The sequence below is a fragment of the Acetobacter tropicalis genome (assembly GCF_030644465.1).
In the GTDB taxonomy this organism is placed as follows: domain Bacteria; phylum Pseudomonadota; class Alphaproteobacteria; order Acetobacterales; family Acetobacteraceae; genus Acetobacter; species Acetobacter tropicalis.
The window spans coordinates 3168346-3184208 of record NZ_JAUYUW010000001.1; the positions used below are offsets into that span (position 1 = coordinate 3168346).

14 protein-coding genes and 2 tRNA genes are annotated in these 15863 nt (G+C 56.2%); 13 read left to right on the forward strand and 3 right to left on the reverse strand.

What is annotated here, in order from left to right; genetic code table 11:
* The first annotated feature begins 1 nt into the window (after position 1).
* Genes QWU00_RS14335 through QWU00_RS14350 form a run of 4 tightly spaced genes read left to right on the forward strand, consistent with a single transcriptional unit; the run spans position 2 to position 2563 of the window.
* Positions 2–1252, forward strand: a complete 1251-nt coding sequence (locus QWU00_RS14335) for an aminotransferase class V-fold PLP-dependent enzyme (RefSeq protein WP_052051402.1) — start codon at positions 2–4, stop codon at positions 1250–1252.
* Between the two features lie 2 nt (positions 1253–1254).
* On the forward strand, positions 1255–1710 hold the full coding sequence (sufU, locus tag QWU00_RS14340) for a Fe-S cluster assembly sulfur transfer protein SufU (RefSeq protein WP_035380863.1): 456 nt from the start codon (positions 1255–1257) through the stop codon (positions 1708–1710).
* Complete coding sequence (locus QWU00_RS14345) at positions 1697–2176, forward strand: SUF system Fe-S cluster assembly protein (RefSeq protein ID WP_035380861.1); 480 nt, start codon at positions 1697–1699, stop codon at positions 2174–2176. Before sufU ends, QWU00_RS14345 begins: the two co-directional genes overlap by 14 nt.
* Before the next feature lie 18 nt (positions 2177–2194).
* Entirely contained in the window at positions 2195–2563 is a 369-nt protein-coding gene (locus tag QWU00_RS14350; RefSeq protein ID WP_035380859.1) for a HesB/IscA family protein, read from the forward strand.
* On the opposite strand, the gene QWU00_RS14355 is transcribed toward QWU00_RS14350, so the two are convergent.
* The 3 genes from QWU00_RS14355 to QWU00_RS14365 all read right to left on the reverse strand — a co-directional run bounded on the left by QWU00_RS14355 (position 2511) and on the right by QWU00_RS14365 (position 6532).
* Positions 2511–3842, reverse strand: a complete 1332-nt coding sequence (locus QWU00_RS14355; RefSeq protein WP_392388272.1) for a class I SAM-dependent RNA methyltransferase — start codon at positions 3840–3842, stop codon at positions 2511–2513. The genes QWU00_RS14350 and QWU00_RS14355 overlap by 53 nt on opposite strands.
* 3 nt (positions 3843–3845) lie before the next feature.
* On the reverse strand, positions 3846–5852 hold the full coding sequence (locus QWU00_RS14360) for a DEAD/DEAH box helicase (RefSeq protein ID WP_456304113.1): 2007 nt from the start codon (positions 5850–5852) through the stop codon (positions 3846–3848).
* Between the two features lie 224 nt (positions 5853–6076).
* On the reverse strand, positions 6077–6532 hold the full coding sequence (locus QWU00_RS14365) for a CopD family protein (protein ID WP_035380855.1): 456 nt from the start codon (positions 6530–6532) through the stop codon (positions 6077–6079).
* Between the two features lie 170 nt (positions 6533–6702).
* Between QWU00_RS14365 and QWU00_RS14370 the strand changes: the two genes are divergently transcribed.
* From QWU00_RS14370 to QWU00_RS14410, 9 genes are all read left to right on the forward strand, one after another.
* Positions 6703–8166 carry a bifunctional ADP-dependent NAD(P)H-hydrate dehydratase/NAD(P)H-hydrate epimerase gene (locus tag QWU00_RS14370; RefSeq protein WP_035380853.1) on the forward strand — a complete coding sequence of 488 codons (1464 nt, stop codon included), beginning with the start codon at positions 6703–6705 and terminating at the stop codon, positions 8164–8166.
* 49 nt (positions 8167–8215) lie between these two features.
* Positions 8216–8300 (forward strand) — tRNA-Leu (locus tag QWU00_RS14375).
* Between the two features lie 99 nt (positions 8301–8399).
* Positions 8400–9734, forward strand: a complete 1335-nt coding sequence (tig, locus tag QWU00_RS14380) for a trigger factor (protein ID WP_035380851.1) — start codon at positions 8400–8402, stop codon at positions 9732–9734.
* 169 nt (positions 9735–9903) lie between these two features.
* Positions 9904–10569 (forward strand): ATP-dependent Clp endopeptidase proteolytic subunit ClpP, encoded by a 666-nt coding sequence (clpP, locus tag QWU00_RS14385; RefSeq protein ID WP_174766843.1) that lies wholly within the window; start codon positions 9904–9906, stop codon positions 10567–10569.
* A gap of 120 nt (positions 10570–10689) precedes the next feature.
* Entirely contained in the window at positions 10690–11955 is a 1266-nt protein-coding gene (gene clpX / locus QWU00_RS14390) for an ATP-dependent Clp protease ATP-binding subunit ClpX (protein WP_006559065.1), read from the forward strand.
* A gap of 193 nt (positions 11956–12148) precedes the next feature.
* The gene (lon, locus tag QWU00_RS14395) at positions 12149–14671 is read left to right on the forward strand and encodes an endopeptidase La (RefSeq protein WP_035380849.1); all 2523 of its coding nucleotides are present in this window, start codon (positions 12149–12151) and stop codon (positions 14669–14671) included.
* Positions 14672–14817: 146 nt separating this feature from the next.
* On the forward strand, positions 14818–15102 hold the full coding sequence (locus QWU00_RS14400) for an HU family DNA-binding protein (RefSeq protein ID WP_006559067.1): 285 nt from the start codon (positions 14818–14820) through the stop codon (positions 15100–15102).
* Between the two features lie 89 nt (positions 15103–15191).
* A tRNA-Val gene (locus tag QWU00_RS14405) sits at positions 15192–15266 on the forward strand.
* A 229-nt stretch (positions 15267–15495) separates the two neighbouring features.
* Positions 15496–15861, forward strand: coding sequence for an NADH-quinone oxidoreductase subunit A (locus tag QWU00_RS14410; protein ID WP_006559069.1), 366 nt, complete (start codon positions 15496–15498; stop codon positions 15859–15861).
* Positions 15862–15863 lie beyond the last annotated feature (2 nt).

Consider the following 15863-nt stretch of genomic DNA (forward strand, 5'->3'; position numbering starts at 1 on the left):
AATGTCTGCGATTTTGGAAAAAGGGCCGGTGCATCAGTTTGATAGTGCTGCCATCCGCCAGCAGTTCCCCATCCTTGCGCAGAAAGTGCATGATCGGCCGCTGGTGTTTCTTGATAGTGCTGCCTCGGCCCAGAAGCCAAACGCTGTTATTGACTGCATGGCTGACACCATGCGGACCCAGTATGCCAACATCCATCGCGGTCTGCATTGGATGAGCGAACGCACGACCGAAGCGTATGAAGGCGTGCGGGATCAGGTGGCGGCTTTTCTGAACGCGCCGTCTCGTGAAGAAATTGTTTTTACGCGCAACAGCACGGAAGCCATCAATCTGGTGGCGTATTCCTTCGGTGCGCTGCTCAAGCCTGGTCAGGCTGTTGTGATTTCCGAAATGGAACATCACGCCAATCTGGTGCCATGGCAGATGCTGCGGGACCGCGCTGGCATAGAGCTCCGCATTGCCCCCATTACGGATGAGGGCGATCTAGATCTTGATGCGTTGCAGGACATTCTGTCCGATGGGCAGGTTGCTCTTGTGGCCATTACCCATATGTCCAACGTGCTGGGCAGCGTGACCCCGGCGCGTCAGATTGCCGATATGGCGCATGCCGCCGGGGCGCAGGTCCTTTTTGATGGCAGCCAGTTTGTGGTCCATCGCAAAACGGACGTTCAGGCTCTGGGCGCTGATTTCTATACCTTCACCGGCCATAAACTCTATGGGCCCACGGGTATTGGCATTTTGTGGGCACGCAAGGCCCTGCTGGATGCCATGCCGCCGTTCATGGGCGGAGGAGACATGATCTCCACGGTCACGTTCGAGCGTTCCACCTGGGCGCATGTGCCGCACAAGTTTGAGGCGGGTACGCCTGCCATTATCGAGGCTATTGGCCTTGGGGCGGCTATTTCCTGGGTTGAAAAAGTCGGCATGGAAGCCATTACGGCTCACGAGGCTGCGTTGACCTCCTATGCCCTGACCCGACTGGCTGATGTACCGGGCCTGAAAGTAATTGGCGCACCAAAAGACCGTGGCGGCGTTATCTCTTTCACTATGGATGATGTCCACCCGCATGATATCGCCACCCTGCTCGACAGGAACGGTGTTGCAGTGCGTGCAGGGCACCATTGTGCGGAGCCGTTAATGCGCCGCCTTGGTTTGACCGCCACCGCGCGGGCCAGTTTTGGCATCTATACCGTGCAGGAAGAAATTGACGTGCTGGCGGATACGCTGGTGCGGATCAGGAACTTTTTTGTGTGACCATGCCGGTGGATAGCGGCGCGCTCTATGATCGCCTGATTGTTGAGCGCGCTCGCAAACCTCTTTTTGCCGGACGGCTGGAAAACCCCGAAAAGATCGGGGAAGGCAAAAATCCGCTCTGCGGAGATAAAACGCGGGTGGAACTTCAGCTTGATCAGGACCATATCAGTCTGGTTCGGCATCACACCCGCGGCTGCGCCATCTGTCTGGCGGCAGCGGATCTGATGGCCGAGCGGATAACGGGCCTGAACATTGCTCAGGCTGAAGGGGTTGGGCGTCAGTTTTCCGCCATGCTGGTGGAGAAGGATGGTCAGCCTGCAACAAGTGCAACCGCAGGAACGCCCGCTCTGGAGCAGCTTGAAGCCTTTGCTCCGCTGCGTGCGCATCGGGCTCGTATCCGGTGTGCGGAACTACCGTGGGTCGCTTTAAAGGAGGCGCTTTCTCATGTCGACGTCTGAAAAGCTGCATGCTCCTGACGTGCTGGAAACAAATCATGCCGTGGATTCAGTTTCTCAGGAGGTGCTGGATGAAGACCGGCAGCCGGATGAGGCTGAAAAGCCACGTGTAGAAAGCTGGACCCCGGATGGCGTGGTCCCTGAAGCTGCCAGCTCTCCGGAGGGCGCAGCATCTGAAGACGCCGTTATCGAAGCAATCGCCACGGTGCATGATCCGGAAATTCCGGTGAACATTTATGAACTTGGACTGATTTACGCCATTGATCTGTATGACGATGGCCGCGTGAAAATTGAAATGACACTCACCGCTCCAAACTGCCCCAGCGCGCAGGAACTGCCAGTGCAGGTAAAGGAAGCGGTGGAGAAGGTTCCCGGCGTGACCTCAGCCGATGTTGAGGTGGTGTGGGACCCACCATGGGATATGTCACGCATGAGTGATGAAGCCCGTCTCGCCTTGAATATGTTCTGAACAGGAAAGGACGGAACGATGTCTCAGACCACAGTTGCGTCACCTGCCAAAAGGGCTCTGCCTCCGCTCATGCGTCTGAGCGATGCAGCAGCACGGCAACTTACCCACCTGTACAAAACAGCCCATGCGGGCCAGTTGCTTCGCATTTCCGTCACCACCAAAGGGTGCTCAGGCAAAGCCTACGATATGGAATTTGTGGATGCGCCAACTGCTGGGGATGAAGTGATCAAGGACAAGGACGTCACCCTGCTGGTGGATCGCAAGGCGACCCTGTTCCTGATCGGGTCGGAAATGGACTTTCAGCAGTCGGACTTTGAAGAAGGGTTTGTGTTTATCAACCCGAACGAGAAAGGCCGCTGCGGCTGCGGCGAGAGCTTTCATGTGTGAAGCCGCATACGGCTTCCACCTCGGCTGACCATAAAAACTGATCAATCACACTGATGCTGCTCAGGCTGTACCCAGCAGAAAATAGCGCTGTTGCATCTTTTGCCAGTGCGGCCGGGTTACAGCTTACATAGACAACGGATTTGGGCTTGCCTGCGGCAATTTGCGTCATTTGCAATTTGGCGCCAGCGTGGGGTGGGTCCAGCACAACGGCGGCGGCCGTGTTGAGCGTTTTCCCCATGATGGGCCGCCGGTTCAGATCCCGACATTCAGCAGTCACGCGTGTGCCGCCTGTGGCTGCTTGCAGGCATGAGGCCGCCGCCGCGTGCCCCTCATAGGCAAGGACGCGTGCACGACTGGCTAAGGGAAAGCTGAGCGTTCCACACCCTGCATACAGCTCAATAAGAGTATCGCGTTTACCCAATTTTTTGGGGAGAGCCGCTATGACGCTCTCCTGAATCCATGCCTCACTCTCTGCGGTGGCCTGTAGAAAGGCACCGGCAGGAGGAGCAACCGTTGCTGAGCCAAAGCTGTGGCGTACGCTACCGCGTTGGACCACGTTTTCAGGTTCCGCATTGCTTGATACGGACCGCCAACTGATGCGGGGGATGGAAAGCGAATCGGCAAATGCCGCCAGCCGGGTTCGATCGCCTGTAGAAAGCGGCCCATCAGTGGCGAGAAGCACGTCTATCCCCGATTCCAGAAGATTGATGTGCAGATCTCCGGCCTGCCGCAAGCCTTCAAGGCTACGCAGCACCTGACGGAAAGCGGGAAGGGCGCTCACTACTGTTGGATGCAGCACGGAGCACTCGGTCAAATCCACCACGGCGTGGCTACTGCGCGCATGAAGGCCCAGAAGAATATCCTTCCCATTCCGGCGGATGGCCAGATCAGCCCGCCGTCGGGAATGGGATTTCACCTGATGCTGTTCTGCTGTGGGAAGCGTTTGGAAGCCGGCTTTTTTTAACGCGGCGTTAACACGTTCACTCTTCCATGCCAGCAAGGCAGGAAGTGCCATATGCTGAAGTGTACACCCCCCACAATTGCCAAAAAGAGAGCAGGGTGGGTCAACACGGTCAGGAGAGTGCGTCAGGATTTCTTTGAGTGTCCAGCGCCCCCCCTTATCCTGCGTCAGACGAACCAGTTCTCCTGGCAGGGTATAGGGCACATGCACCGCGCTGCCATCGGGCAAAGAGGCAACCCCATCCCCCTGAGCCCCCAAAGACCGAATGGAGACATCAAGGGTTGTAGGCTCATCATGAGCCGCTGTTGATTGGGTCACGAGTTAATGCAGCTTTACAGCTTCTTCCTCGGTGACAGAGACATCACCCGTCGGTGCTGGCAGATCAGCCAGCACGGTGGTACGGCGTGGCAGAAGCATGAAAGACGGCACATCCTTGCCAAAGCCGACCACTTCACCGGCAGGCATGGGGGGCGCTTCATCACGCACACGGCGTTCCCGCTGTGGTTTGGGGGCATTGGCGCGCGGAGTCTGTTCTGCGGGAGGAGTAGGCCGGTTGCTGGCCCGTTCCTGTTCCGGAGCGGCGTCACGCGCTGCGGGAGCCCGATTGCGGTTCCGGTTGCCAGACTGGCTTTCTGCCCGACCTTCACGGCCCTGCCGGTCTTTGTCCCGCCGGTTGTTATTGCGGGGAGGACGTTTTTCCTCAGACCATTCCAACTGTTCAATTCCGTCCAGTTCAAGGCGCGGAATCGGTTTGCCGGTCAGGGTTTCAATGGCTTCAGCCAGAGCTTTGTCATACGGCGTGGCCAAGCTGTAGGCGTGGCCTTCGCGCCCGGCGCGTCCGGTGCGGCCAATACGGTGCACGTAATCTTCTGCATGGAACGGCAGATCAAAGTTGAACACGTGGGACAGGCCACCAATGTCAATGCCGCGTGCCGCAACATCGGAGCAGACCAGAACCTTCAGTTCGCCACTTTTGAATTTTTCCAGCGTTGCAAAGCGTACGGACTGGGGCAGATCCCCATGCAGAGCGCCTACGGCAAAACCATGTTTGGTGAGCGACCGTGTCAGAACATCCACATCGCGCTTGCGGTTACAGAACACAATAGCGTTCTGCATTCCCGGGTCACGCAGCAGGCGGCGCAGGGTTTCACGCTTGTTGTATTCATCCACAATCACCAGACCAGCTTCGATGGTCGTGGCAACAGAGGAGGCGCGGGAAACCGTTATCTCTTTTGGCGTATGCAGGAAGGCATCAGCCAACTGCCGAATGGCTGGTGCCATGGTGGCGGAGAAGAACAGCGTCTGCCTATTGGCAGGCAGCAGCCCCACAATTTTTTCAATGTCGGGAATGAAGCCCATGTCCAGCATGCGGTCGGCTTCATCAATCACCAGAATCCGGGTCTGGTTCAGCAGAAGCCCACCACGCTCAAACAGGTCAAGCAGGCGGCCCGGCGTTGCAATCAGAACATCCACGCCACGGTTCAGCACTTCTTTCTGATCCGCCATGCTTTCACCGCCAATCAGCAGTGCATGGGTCAGCTTCAGATATTTGCCATACTGAACAAAGTTCTCTGCAACCTGCAGGGCCAGTTCGCGGGTGGGCTCCAGAATCAGGGAGCGCGGCATGCGGGCACGGGCTCTCGAGTCGGAGAGGATTTCAAGCATCGGCAGCGTGAAGGATGCCGTTTTCCCGGTGCCCGTCTGCGCTACCCCCAGTACGTCCCGCGCCATCAGAATGGCCGGGATCGCCTGTTCCTGAATGGGGGTGGGATGCGTGTATCCCATATCTGCAATGGCCTGCAGGATAGGCTGGGAGAGTTCCAGATCAGCAAAAGTCGTTTTTTTGTCAGCCTCAGCCTCAGCCTCAGCCTCAGCCTCAGCCTCAGCCTCAGCCTCAGCCTCAGCTGGCGCTATTTCCGCCACAATTGTGGGCTCAGCTACCACAGGTTCGGCAGCCGCAACCGGAACATCGGGCTCGGCCAACAATTCACTTTGAACGGGCTCTTCTGGAGCCGGTTCAGCAGCAGGGGCTTTTTTCGCCCGAGTTGAACGGGTTGTCGTTGTTTTGCGGCGTGTGCGGCGCGGCTTGGGCTCTGCGGGTTCAGCCGCCGATTCACCGGTCGCTTCTGCTTCAGTGGCAACGGGTTCGGCTGCGCCAAGAGCTTCGGTTTCGCTCACCTCTGCCGCTGCAGGAGCTGCCTTGGCCTTTGTCGTGCGGCGTCGGCGGACGGTTTTTTTGACAGGTTCAGCCTCCACGGGCGCTTCCGCGGCGGTTTCAGAGACATCAGCCCCGGTTTCTGCGGGTACGTCAGAGGCTGCCGTAGTCACCGTCTTGCGGCTGCGTGTCGTTGTTCTGCGGGGGCGGGCGGGTGTTTTTGCTGTCAATATGCTCTCGGGGATGCTTCAGTCGTTTACTTAGCATGGACCGACTGGCCCTTGGTTCTTGCCCGCCCCCTGTGTGGTGGACGGTTACAAACTGAAGCCGGTCAGGCGCATGCTCCGATAAAGGGATTCCGTAAGAGAATCAAGTTTTCCTGAAGTTCTACCTGTTTTTACAGGAACGGGTGGCCCAGTGACGCGACCAGAATGGTCAGAAGCCCAAGCGCCATGATGACCAGGATCTGATTGCGGATCGAGTCGAAGGTGGCGGGCTGGGGGCGGATGGCACGACGTACTTTCTGGTAAGGCCCCATCTGCAACCGAACAAACAGGCCAGCCATGATCAGGCCCATCAGCTGCATGGCGTTGGTGGTCCATGGTGCGTTGGCAAACCCGCCTTCATGAATGATCATCAACCAGCCCGTAATCAGCACGGTAGGGATGACATGCATCAGCATGCGGAAGAAGCGGCCAAGCGTTTGCAGATGCACGGAATTACGCTGCGTGGTGTCCAGCAGGTTCAGGCTGGGGCGCAGGATGATGGTCGCGTAAGCAGCACCGCCAACCCATACGACAATGCTGATGATGTGGAGTGCGAGAATTAGGCTCCACAGAATGGAATGAGACATGCAGACTCCGCTCACAGAAAATGAAAGATGGCTTTCAAAAAGCACTATGCCTCAAGGCCAGCGAATGGTCATGGGCGTGCAACAGGGAGCCTGATTGCCAAGGGGGTGGCCGAGGTGCAAGTCAGTATTCTGGCTTTTGCTTCCCGTTCATGCCGCACAGGAGGGCTTTAATGGCGTTCACTTCTCATTCCTCTCTCGCTCTTTATACCCCCGAAGAGATGGGACAGATTGACCGCCTGGCGTCTGCTTCCGTGCCGGTGGCTGTATTGATGGATGCTGCAGGGCGTGCCGTTGCGCGTGCCGTGCGGCGTTTTTTTAAGCCGTGCAGGGTCTTGGTGCTGTGCGGGCCCGGCAATAACGGGGGCGATGGTTATGTGGCCGCTCGTTATCTTTATGATGCAGGGTGGCCAGTAACTGTGGCTGAGATGTCGTCCCCACATGCAGACTCGCCCGCCGGTCATGCTTCCGCACTTTTTGGCGGGATACGGGTGCCGTTTACCGCAGAGGAAGCGCAGCGCGCAGATCTGGTTATAGATGCGGTGTTTGGTGCGGGGTTGAGCCGAGATGTGACTGGCCTCCCTGCGGAAGTGCTGGCTGCCGCGCGCAAAGTGGTGGCGGTAGATATCCCCTCCGGTATTGATGGTGAAACGGGGCAGGTGCGAGGCCATGCCCCCTACGCGCAGATGACCGTTACCTTCGTGCGCTTCAAGCCGGGGCATCTGATGTATCCTGGGCGTGCCCATATGGGGCGGCTGGTGCTGGCTGATATCGGTATGCCTGCTTCCGCGCTTGATCAGGTCGCGCCACAGGCGTGGCAGAACGCTCCAGGTTTGTGGACTCTGCCGGTTCCGGGGCCGGAAAGCCATAAATACAGCCGCGGGGTGGTCAGCATCTGTGCGGGTGAGACCATGCCTGGAGCAGCACGCTTATGTGCGGGTGGGGCACGGGCGGCAGGCGCAGGGCTGGTGCGGGTTGCCGCAGGAACTGGAGCGCCGGCTTACAGGCTCGGGGCACCGGGGCTGGTGGTGGATGATGGCCCCTTGCCGGAACTTCTGGAAGATAAGCGGCGCGCTGTCTGGGTTTGTGGGCCGGGGCTGACAGAGCAGGAAGTAAGCAAAGCCCTGCCTGTATTGCTGGAGGCGAAAAAAACTGTTCTGGCCGACGCTGGCGCACTTTCTGCTTTTGCGGGCAAGCCTGAGGTGCTGCACGGCGTTGCAGTCATTACGCCGCATATCGGAGAGTTCACAAAACTGTTTGGCGCCCCCGGAGATAATCCTTCAGCAGCCGTGCGAGCGGCCGCTCAGCGGCTTAATGCGGTTGTTGTCCTGAAGGGGGCGTCAACCCTTGTGGCTGCCCCGGATGGCCGACTGGTGATCAATGATCACGCGAGTCCGGCGTTGGGAACGGCGGGCTCTGGTGATACGCTTTCTGGGGTGATTGCCGCCTTGCTGGCGGCAGGCATGCCCGTGTGGGAAGCTGCCTGTGCGGGTGTGTGGCTGCATGGAGAAGCCGGTTTGGAGGCTGGAACATGGCCCATAGCCGAGGATCTGGACCGTTATCTGGGCCTTGCGCGGGAAAAAGCGACCAGATTGCAGTCTCAGGACAAGAGATATGCATCGGGCATCTTGCCGTGAGCCACGCTCTGGGCTAAGTGCTCGCAACTCACGACGGGGTTTTGACCGTGCGGGTGTGGTGGAATTGGTAGACACGCCAGATTTAGGTTCTGGTGGCGCAAGCCGTGGGGGTTCAAGTCCCTCCACCCGTACCAATTATTTGGTGCCCCCGTCCTGTTTCGCAGCAGCTTCCGCAGCAGCCTTTCGGCACGATGCGGGGTGTTTAAGTTTGTACCGAAAGGAAGGCCTGGCCGATGCAGGTTACCGAGACCCTTTCCGAAGGGCTGAAGCGTGGTTTTACCATTACGATTCCGGCAGCGGATCTTAAGACGAAGCAGGATGCTCGTCTCAAGGAAGTGGCCGCCAGCCTGAAGCTTCCGGGCTTCCGTCCGGGTAAGGTTCCCGTCACCATTGCGCGCCAGCGTTATGGTGAAGGCGTTCGCGCTGAAGTGCTTGAACAGGCCGTGTCTGAAGCGCTCCGCACCACGCTGGACGAGCGTGGTCTGCGCCCGGCTGGTCAGCCGCAGGTTGATCTGGTTTCCGGTCAGGAAGATGCTGACAAGGACCTGGAATTCAAGGTGGAAACGGAGATCCTGCCTGACATCACGGTTCCGGATCTCTCCGGTCTCAGCTTGACTCGCCTGAAGGCGACCGCCAGCGATGAAGCCATTGACAAGATCGTGGCAGACATCGCCAAGCGTCAGCGCACGTTTGAAACGCTTGAGGAAGATCGCCCCGCAGTAAAGGGTGATGTTGTCAGCGTTGATTTTGTTGGCAAGCGTGACGGTGTGCCCTTTGACGGTGGCACGGCTGAAGATGTGAACGTTGAAATCGGTGGTGAAGGCTTTATCCCCGGTTTTGCCGAGCAGATTGAAGGCATGAAGCCCGGTGAAGAAAAAGTCATCACCGTGACCTTCCCGGAAAATTACGGCGCTGAAGAACTTGCTGGCAAGGAAGCGACGTTCGACATCAAGGTGCGTGAGCTGAAAAAAGCTGTTGATGCGCCGATTGATGATGAACTGGCCAAGAAGCTGGGTTTTGAAACGCTCGAACAGCTTCGTGATCTGGTGCGTAAGCAGGTTGAAGGCGAGTACGATCAGCTTTCCCGTCTGCGTATCAAGCGTGAACTGCTGGACGCTCTGGCTGCAAAAACCGATTTCCCCGCTCCGGGGGGAATGGTTGATGCGGAATTCAACCAGATCTGGCAGCGCGTTGATGCGGACCGCAAGGCCGGTGAGCTTGACGACGAAGATAAAGATAAGGACGAAGAAACCCTTCGGTCCGACTATCGCAAGATTGCGGAACGCCGGGTGAAACTGGGCCTGCTTCTGGCAGAAATTGGCCGTAAGAACGCCATTACCGTCACGCAGGATGAACTGGCACGGGCAATGCGGGCAGAAGCCATGCGTTACCAGGGCCAGGAACAGCAGGTGTTCCAGTTCTTCCAGAACAATCCGCAGGCCATAGAATCCCTTCGCGGTCCGATTTTCGAGAACAAGGTTGTCGATTATCTGATTGAACTCGCGAAAGTGGAGGATAAGGAAGTTACTCCAGAAGAGCTGTCGGACATTCCTCCGGCTGATATCTGAGACCTTTCTGTCCCGCCAGTGTGAACTGGCGGGACGCTCTTTTTCAGACTGTTTTTCTTTTCCGGGGTGGCATCTTGCCACTTTATCTCTATCTTGAGTGAGAGTGCCTGAACCGACTTCCTAGGTTTTGATGGAAGGAGGCAAGGGCTGGTGCAGGTTTTTTACGGGAATGACTAACATGAGGGATCGTGATCCCGTTGAGATTTTCAGCAACGCTTTGGTGCCCATGGTGGTCGAGCAGACCTCACGGGGGGAGCGGGCATTCGATATCTATTCCCGCCTGCTTCAGGAGCGGATTATTTTTCTGACAGGCCCTGTCTATGATCAGGTGGCCTCTCTTATTTCCGCACAGCTTCTCTATCTTGAAAGTGTGAACCCCACGAAGGAAATCTCCTTCTATATCAACAGCCCTGGCGGCGTTGTGTCTGCCGGTCTGGCAATTTATGACACCATGCAGTACATCCGCAGCCCCGTTAGCACCGTGTGCATCGGTCAGGCGGCTTCCATGGGGTCTTTATTGCTGGCTGGGGGCGAGAAGGGGCACCGTTATGCGCTGCCTAATGCTCGTGTCATGGTGCATCAGCCTTCTGGCGGTGCACAGGGACAGGCCAGCGATATTGAAATTCAGGCCAAGGAAATCCTTATTATCCGTCAGCGCCTGAATGAGATCTATCGCGAACATACCGGCCAGACGCTTGAGGATATCGAGCAGAAGCTGGAACGTGATAGCTATATGTCTGCCGAGGAAGCACAGTCTTTCGGTATTGTTGACAAGGTAATCAGTCATCACAAGGCAGCAGAAGAAACTGGAAAGAAGGATAAAGACCATCCTTAATCTGGTGAACACCAACACCCCCGTTACAGTGCGGGGGTGGTCTGTCGTAAGGAAGGCAGATAAAGTCTGGAATACGGCTCTCGGGAGTCTGAAGCCTGGGATGATCGAGGGAGTGGGCTCATGAACGCGAAGTCCGGTGATTCCAAAAATACGCTTTACTGCTCATTCTGCGGCAAATCGCAGCATGAAGTGCGGAAGCTTATTGCTGGTCCAACCGTTTTCATCTGCGATGAATGCGTAGAACTCTGCATGGATATCATCCGTGAAGAGCACAAGACCACGCTTGTCAAATCGCGTGAAGGCGTGCCCACGCCCAAAGAGATCTGCAAGGTTCTTGATGATTATGTGATCGGGCAGTTTGAGGCCAAGAAGGTTCTCTCTGTTGCCGTGCATAACCATTACAAACGTCTGACCCAGTCAGCCAAGAACAATGATGTCGAGATTGCAAAGTCCAACATCCTGCTGATTGGCCCGACAGGCTCCGGTAAGACCCTGCTGGCGCAGACTTTGGCGCGTATTCTGGATGTTCCGTTCACCATGGCGGACGCCACCACGCTGACAGAAGCCGGATATGTGGGGGAAGATGTTGAAAACATCATCCTCAAACTGTTGCAGGCTTCTGATTATAATGTGGAACGGGCGCAGCGCGGCATCGTTTACATTGACGAGATCGATAAAATCTCACGCAAGTCAGACAATCCTTCCATCACGCGTGACGTCAGTGGGGAAGGTGTTCAGCAGGCTCTGCTGAAACTGATGGAAGGGACTGTGGCATCTGTTCCGCCGCAGGGTGGCCGTAAGCATCCGCAGCAGGAATTCCTGCAGGTGGATACCACCAATATGCTGTTCATCTGCGGTGGTGCTTTCGCCGGGTTGGACAAAATTATTGCCGCTCGCGGGAAAGGCACGGGGATTGGCTTCGGTGCCGATGTTCGTTCTCCCGATGATCGTCGGATGGGAGAAATCCTGCACGATGTAGAGCCGGAAGATCTGATGAAATTCGGGTTGATCCCCGAATTTATTGGTCGTCTGCCAGTGCTGGCTACTCTGGGTGATCTGGATGAAGCGGCGTTGATCCGTATTCTGACAGAACCCAAGAATGCGCTGGTTAAGCAGTATCAGCGCCTGTTCCAGATGGAAGATGTGCAGCTTTCTTTTACGGATGATGCATTGAAAGCCATTGCGGACCGCGCCATCAAACGCAAGACCGGTGCCCGTGGGCTACGCTCCATTATGGAGAGCATCCTGATGTCCACAATGTTTGACCTTCCTGGTCTGGACAATGTGGAAGAAGTGGTTGTGAACCGTGATGTGGCGGAGGAAAAAACCAGTCCGGTTTACGTCTACGGCAAACGGAAAGAGATCCCGGCTGAGCAATCAGCCTGAAAAACGGGGTAAGACATTATAGGGGCGGCGGATCGGAAAGGTCTGTCGCCTCTCTTTTCTGGTTAACCCATTGTGAAATGGGACATTCGTAACGACATAGTAGAGGCAGGGACTGTTTGGTGTCTCTACGGGCCCAGGGGCATGCCGCAGGGCGGGTGTCCGGCCTGGATCGTCCTTGAAGGAGGTCATGGTTATGGCTGATAATGAAAAACCACCAGTAAAACGTAAACGGAAGTCACCAGCCAAAACGCAGGCGGCAACTCCTGAAACTGTTGTGCCAGCGAACGTTTCCCCCGCAGAAGAGGGAACGGCTGTTCAGCAGAAACCGCAAAGCGAGAACCGCGTGGCTGTTCTGCCGCTGCGTGATATTGTTGTCTTCCCGCATATGATCGTGCCGTTGTTTGTCGGCCGTGAAAAATCCGTCAAGGCGCTTGAATCCGTTACGCGTGATGACCGGCAGATCCTGCTGATTGCGCAGAAAGATGCAGCACAGGACGATCCGGGCATTGATGACGTTTACCGTTTTGGCACGGTATCCACCATTCTGCAGTTGCTGAAATTGCCGGATGGCACCGTCAAGGTGTTGGTGGAAGGTGTCCGCCGCGCCAAGGTAAAAACACTGCACGATGTTGACGGACATTTTGAAGCTGAAATTGAAGATGTGGTGGAAACTGCTGCGGTCGGCCCGGATGCCGAAGCGCTTGGCCGTTCCATTATTTCGCAGTTTGAGCAATATATAAAACTCAACAAGAAAATTGCGTCTGAAGTCCTGGTTTCCCTGAACCAGATTACGGATCTGTCCAAGCTGGTGGATACGGTGGCAAGCCACCTGAACCTCAAGATTTCCGAAAAACAGGAAATTCTTGAAGCTCCTTCTGTCATGCTTCAGCTTGAAAAGGTTTTTGCCCACATTGAGGCGGAAATCGGTGTGTTGCAGGTTGAGAAGAAAATTCGCAACCGCGTAAAGCGCCAGATGGAGAAAACCCAGCGCGAGTACTATCTGAACGAGCAACTGAAAGCCATTCAGAAGGAACTGGGCGAAGGCGAAGACGGTAAGGACGAAACCACCGAGATTGAGGAGCGCATCGCTAAAACCAAGCTTTCAAAAGAAGCGCGGGAAAAGGCGGTAGCGGAACTCAAAAAGCTGCGTGGCATGAGCGCCATGTCAGCCGAGTCGACCGTGGTGCGTAATTATCTGGATTGGCTGCTGGGTATTCCGTGGAAGAAGCGGACCAAGGTCCGTCATGATCTGGCAGAAGCGGAAAAAATTCTGGATACCGATCACTACGCGCTGGATAAGGTCAAGGAGCGTATCCTTGAATATCTGGCGGTGCAGAGTCGTTCCCAGAAACTGAAAGGCCCGATCCTGTGTCTGGTGGGGCCGCCGGGTGTTGGTAAAACGTCTCTGGCACGGTCCATTGCCAAGGCAACAGGTCGCCATTACGTGCGGATGTCGCTGGGTGGCGTGCGGGATGAAGCCGAAATTCGCGGGCATCGCCGCACGTATATCGGTTCCATGCCAGGCAAGATCATTCAGGGCATGAAGAAGGCGAAGGTGTCCAACCCGCTCTTCCTGCTGGATGAAATTGACAAGCTGGGTGCAGATTGGCGTGGTGATCCGGCTTCGGCATTGTTGGAAGTGCTGGACCCGGAACAGAACAGCACATTCGCTGATCATTATCTGGAAGTGGATTATGATCTGTCCGATGTGATGTTTGTCACGACGGCGAACAGCCTCAACATGCCGCAGCCGCTGCTGGACCGGATGGAGATCATCCGTCTGTCTGGCTACACGGAAGATGAGAAGGTGGAAATCAGCCGCCGTCATCTGATTGCCAAGCAGGGTGAGGCCCATAACCTCAAGCCGGATGAATGGTCCATCAGTGATGACGCCCTGCGAGATCTGATCCGTTATTACACGCGTGAAGCGGGCGTACGTAGCCTTGAGCGCGAGATTGCCAATCTGGCGCGTAAGGTTGTGAAAGAGATTGTGACCGGCAAAGCCAAGAAAGTGGCCATTACCGTCCGCAACCTCGAAAAACTGGCTGGCGTGAAACGCTTCCGTTACGGCGAGACCGAAGCGGAAGATATGGTGGGCATTGTCACCGGGTTGGCATGGACCGAAGTGGGCGGAGAAATTCTGACCATTGAAAGTGTCATGGTGCCCGGTAAGGGCGGCATTGTGGAAACTGGCAAGCTGGGTGACGTCATGAAGGAAAGCGTCTCCGCTGCGTTTTCCTACGTGCGAAGCCGGGCAACTACCTTTGGTGTGGCGCCGACTCTGTTTGATAAGCGGAGCTTCCACGTGCACGTTCCTGAAGGCGCGACTCCGAAAGATGGGCCTTCTGCGGGCGTTGCCATGGCGACATCTCTGGTGAGTGTGCTGACTGGTATTCCCATCCGGCGGGATGTTGCCATGACAGGCGAGATCACGTTGCGCGGGCGTGTGCTGCCCATTGGTGGCCTGAAAGAGAAGCTGCTGGCAGCAGTGCGGGCCGGTATTCGCACGGTCTTTATCCCCAAGGATAACGAAAAGGATCTGGCGGAAATTCCTGAATCTGTGAAGAAAGATTTGGAAATCGTACCCGTTTCGCATGTGGATGAAGTGCTGGCGCGTGCGCTGGTGCGGCAGCCGCAGCCAATCCATTGGGAAGAAGTGCCGGAAGCTGTTCCGGGTGCGGAAGGGGCTGCCCGCGTTTCCGTGCTGCCGCACTGAGATAAAAAACACTCTGAAGCCGAAGTTTGCTGTTGATCGGTTGACGTGGCAAAAAACGGCTTCATAGTGCGAGCGGGAAGCGGAGAGGCGGACGCAATGCCGCCCGCCGCTCCACCAAAGTTATATATTATTGAGAAAGGCGTAATATGGAGAAGCCGCTTAACAAGCAGGAACTCGTGGCGGCAGTGGCCGACGAGGCTGCTCTGCCCAAGGCTAAGGCTGGAGAAGTGGTCGACGCCGTATTCGGTGCTATCGAGAAGGCTCTGTCTCGTAAGCAGGAAGTTCGTCTGGTTGGGTTCGGTACGTTTGTAACCGCAACACGTAAGGCGGCTAAGGGTCGTAACCCGCGCACGGGTGAAGAAATCGACATTCCGGCTTCCACCTCTGTCCGTTTCAAACCGGGCAAGGCACTGAAGGACGCCGTAAGCTAAATCCCTGCGGGAAATAGTTTTTCGGCTTTCGGGCGGTAAATCCCAAAAAGGGGGTTGCCGCCCGTTTTTATTTGTGACACATAAGCGGCGGGCGATTAGCTCAGCGGTAGAGCGTCTCGTTTACACCGAGATGGTCGGGGGTTCGATCCCCTCATCGCCCACCAAACCATTTTGTCTGTAAGGCATAATGGTTCCCCCTCGGGGCCAAGAGCTCTCGATTTCCTGATAAAAGAAAAAAGTCCGGTTTTCTCCTGTAATAACCGGATATCTCAAGTAATCACGTGAAAGTGGCTGTAACGAGCGGCCTGTAGCCATGGTTGTTCGTCCCGCTTGGGGGTAGGTTGTCTGCATGATGTTTGGTTTACGCGACCTTTCTCGTGCAGGAGCCCCCCGATGCAATCTGTCCTTGGTGATTACGCGCCAGTTCTTATTTTCGGTGCCCTCTCCGTGGTCATTGCCGCTGCGATGCTGGGTATGGCGCTGATAAGTGGACACCAAAAGCCTTATCCTGAAAAAACAACAGCATATGAATGTGGTTTTGAGGCATTTGATGATGCCCGTCGCCGCTTTGATGTGCGGTTTTATCTGGTGGCTATCCTCTTCATTATTTTCGATCTTGAAGTCGCATTCCTGTTCCCGTGGGCAGTCAGTCTCTCCCGCATAGGGTTGTTCGGCTTTCTTTCTATGCTGGGGTTCCTGAGCGTGCTGGGGATCGGTTTTCTGTATGAGTGGCGCAAAGGCGCGCTGGACTGGGATTAAGG

Coding starts and splice junctions, on each gene's coding strand:
- lon (WP_035380849.1), top strand. CDS start 12,149: ATGGCTGATAATGAAAAACCACCAGTAAAACGTAAACGGAAGTCACCA.
- sufU (WP_035380863.1), top strand. CDS start 1,255: ATGCCGGTGGATAGCGGCGCGCTCTATGATCGCCTGATTGTTGAGCGC.
- QWU00_RS14365 (WP_035380855.1), bottom strand. CDS start 6,532: ATGTCTCATTCCATTCTGTGGAGCCTAATTCTCGCACTCCACATCATC.
- clpP (WP_174766843.1), top strand. CDS start 9,904: ATGACTAACATGAGGGATCGTGATCCCGTTGAGATTTTCAGCAACGCT.
- QWU00_RS14370 (WP_035380853.1), top strand. CDS start 6,703: ATGGCGTTCACTTCTCATTCCTCTCTCGCTCTTTATACCCCCGAAGAG.
- clpX (WP_006559065.1), top strand. CDS start 10,690: ATGAACGCGAAGTCCGGTGATTCCAAAAATACGCTTTACTGCTCATTC.
- QWU00_RS14350 (WP_035380859.1), top strand. CDS start 2,195: ATGTCTCAGACCACAGTTGCGTCACCTGCCAAAAGGGCTCTGCCTCCG.
- tig (WP_035380851.1), top strand. CDS start 8,400: ATGCAGGTTACCGAGACCCTTTCCGAAGGGCTGAAGCGTGGTTTTACC.
- QWU00_RS14410 (WP_006559069.1), top strand. CDS start 15,496: ATGCAATCTGTCCTTGGTGATTACGCGCCAGTTCTTATTTTCGGTGCC.
- QWU00_RS14335 (WP_052051402.1), top strand. CDS start 2: ATGTCTGCGATTTTGGAAAAAGGGCCGGTGCATCAGTTTGATAGTGCT.
- QWU00_RS14345 (WP_035380861.1), top strand. CDS start 1,697: ATGTCGACGTCTGAAAAGCTGCATGCTCCTGACGTGCTGGAAACAAAT.
- QWU00_RS14400 (WP_006559067.1), top strand. CDS start 14,818: ATGGAGAAGCCGCTTAACAAGCAGGAACTCGTGGCGGCAGTGGCCGAC.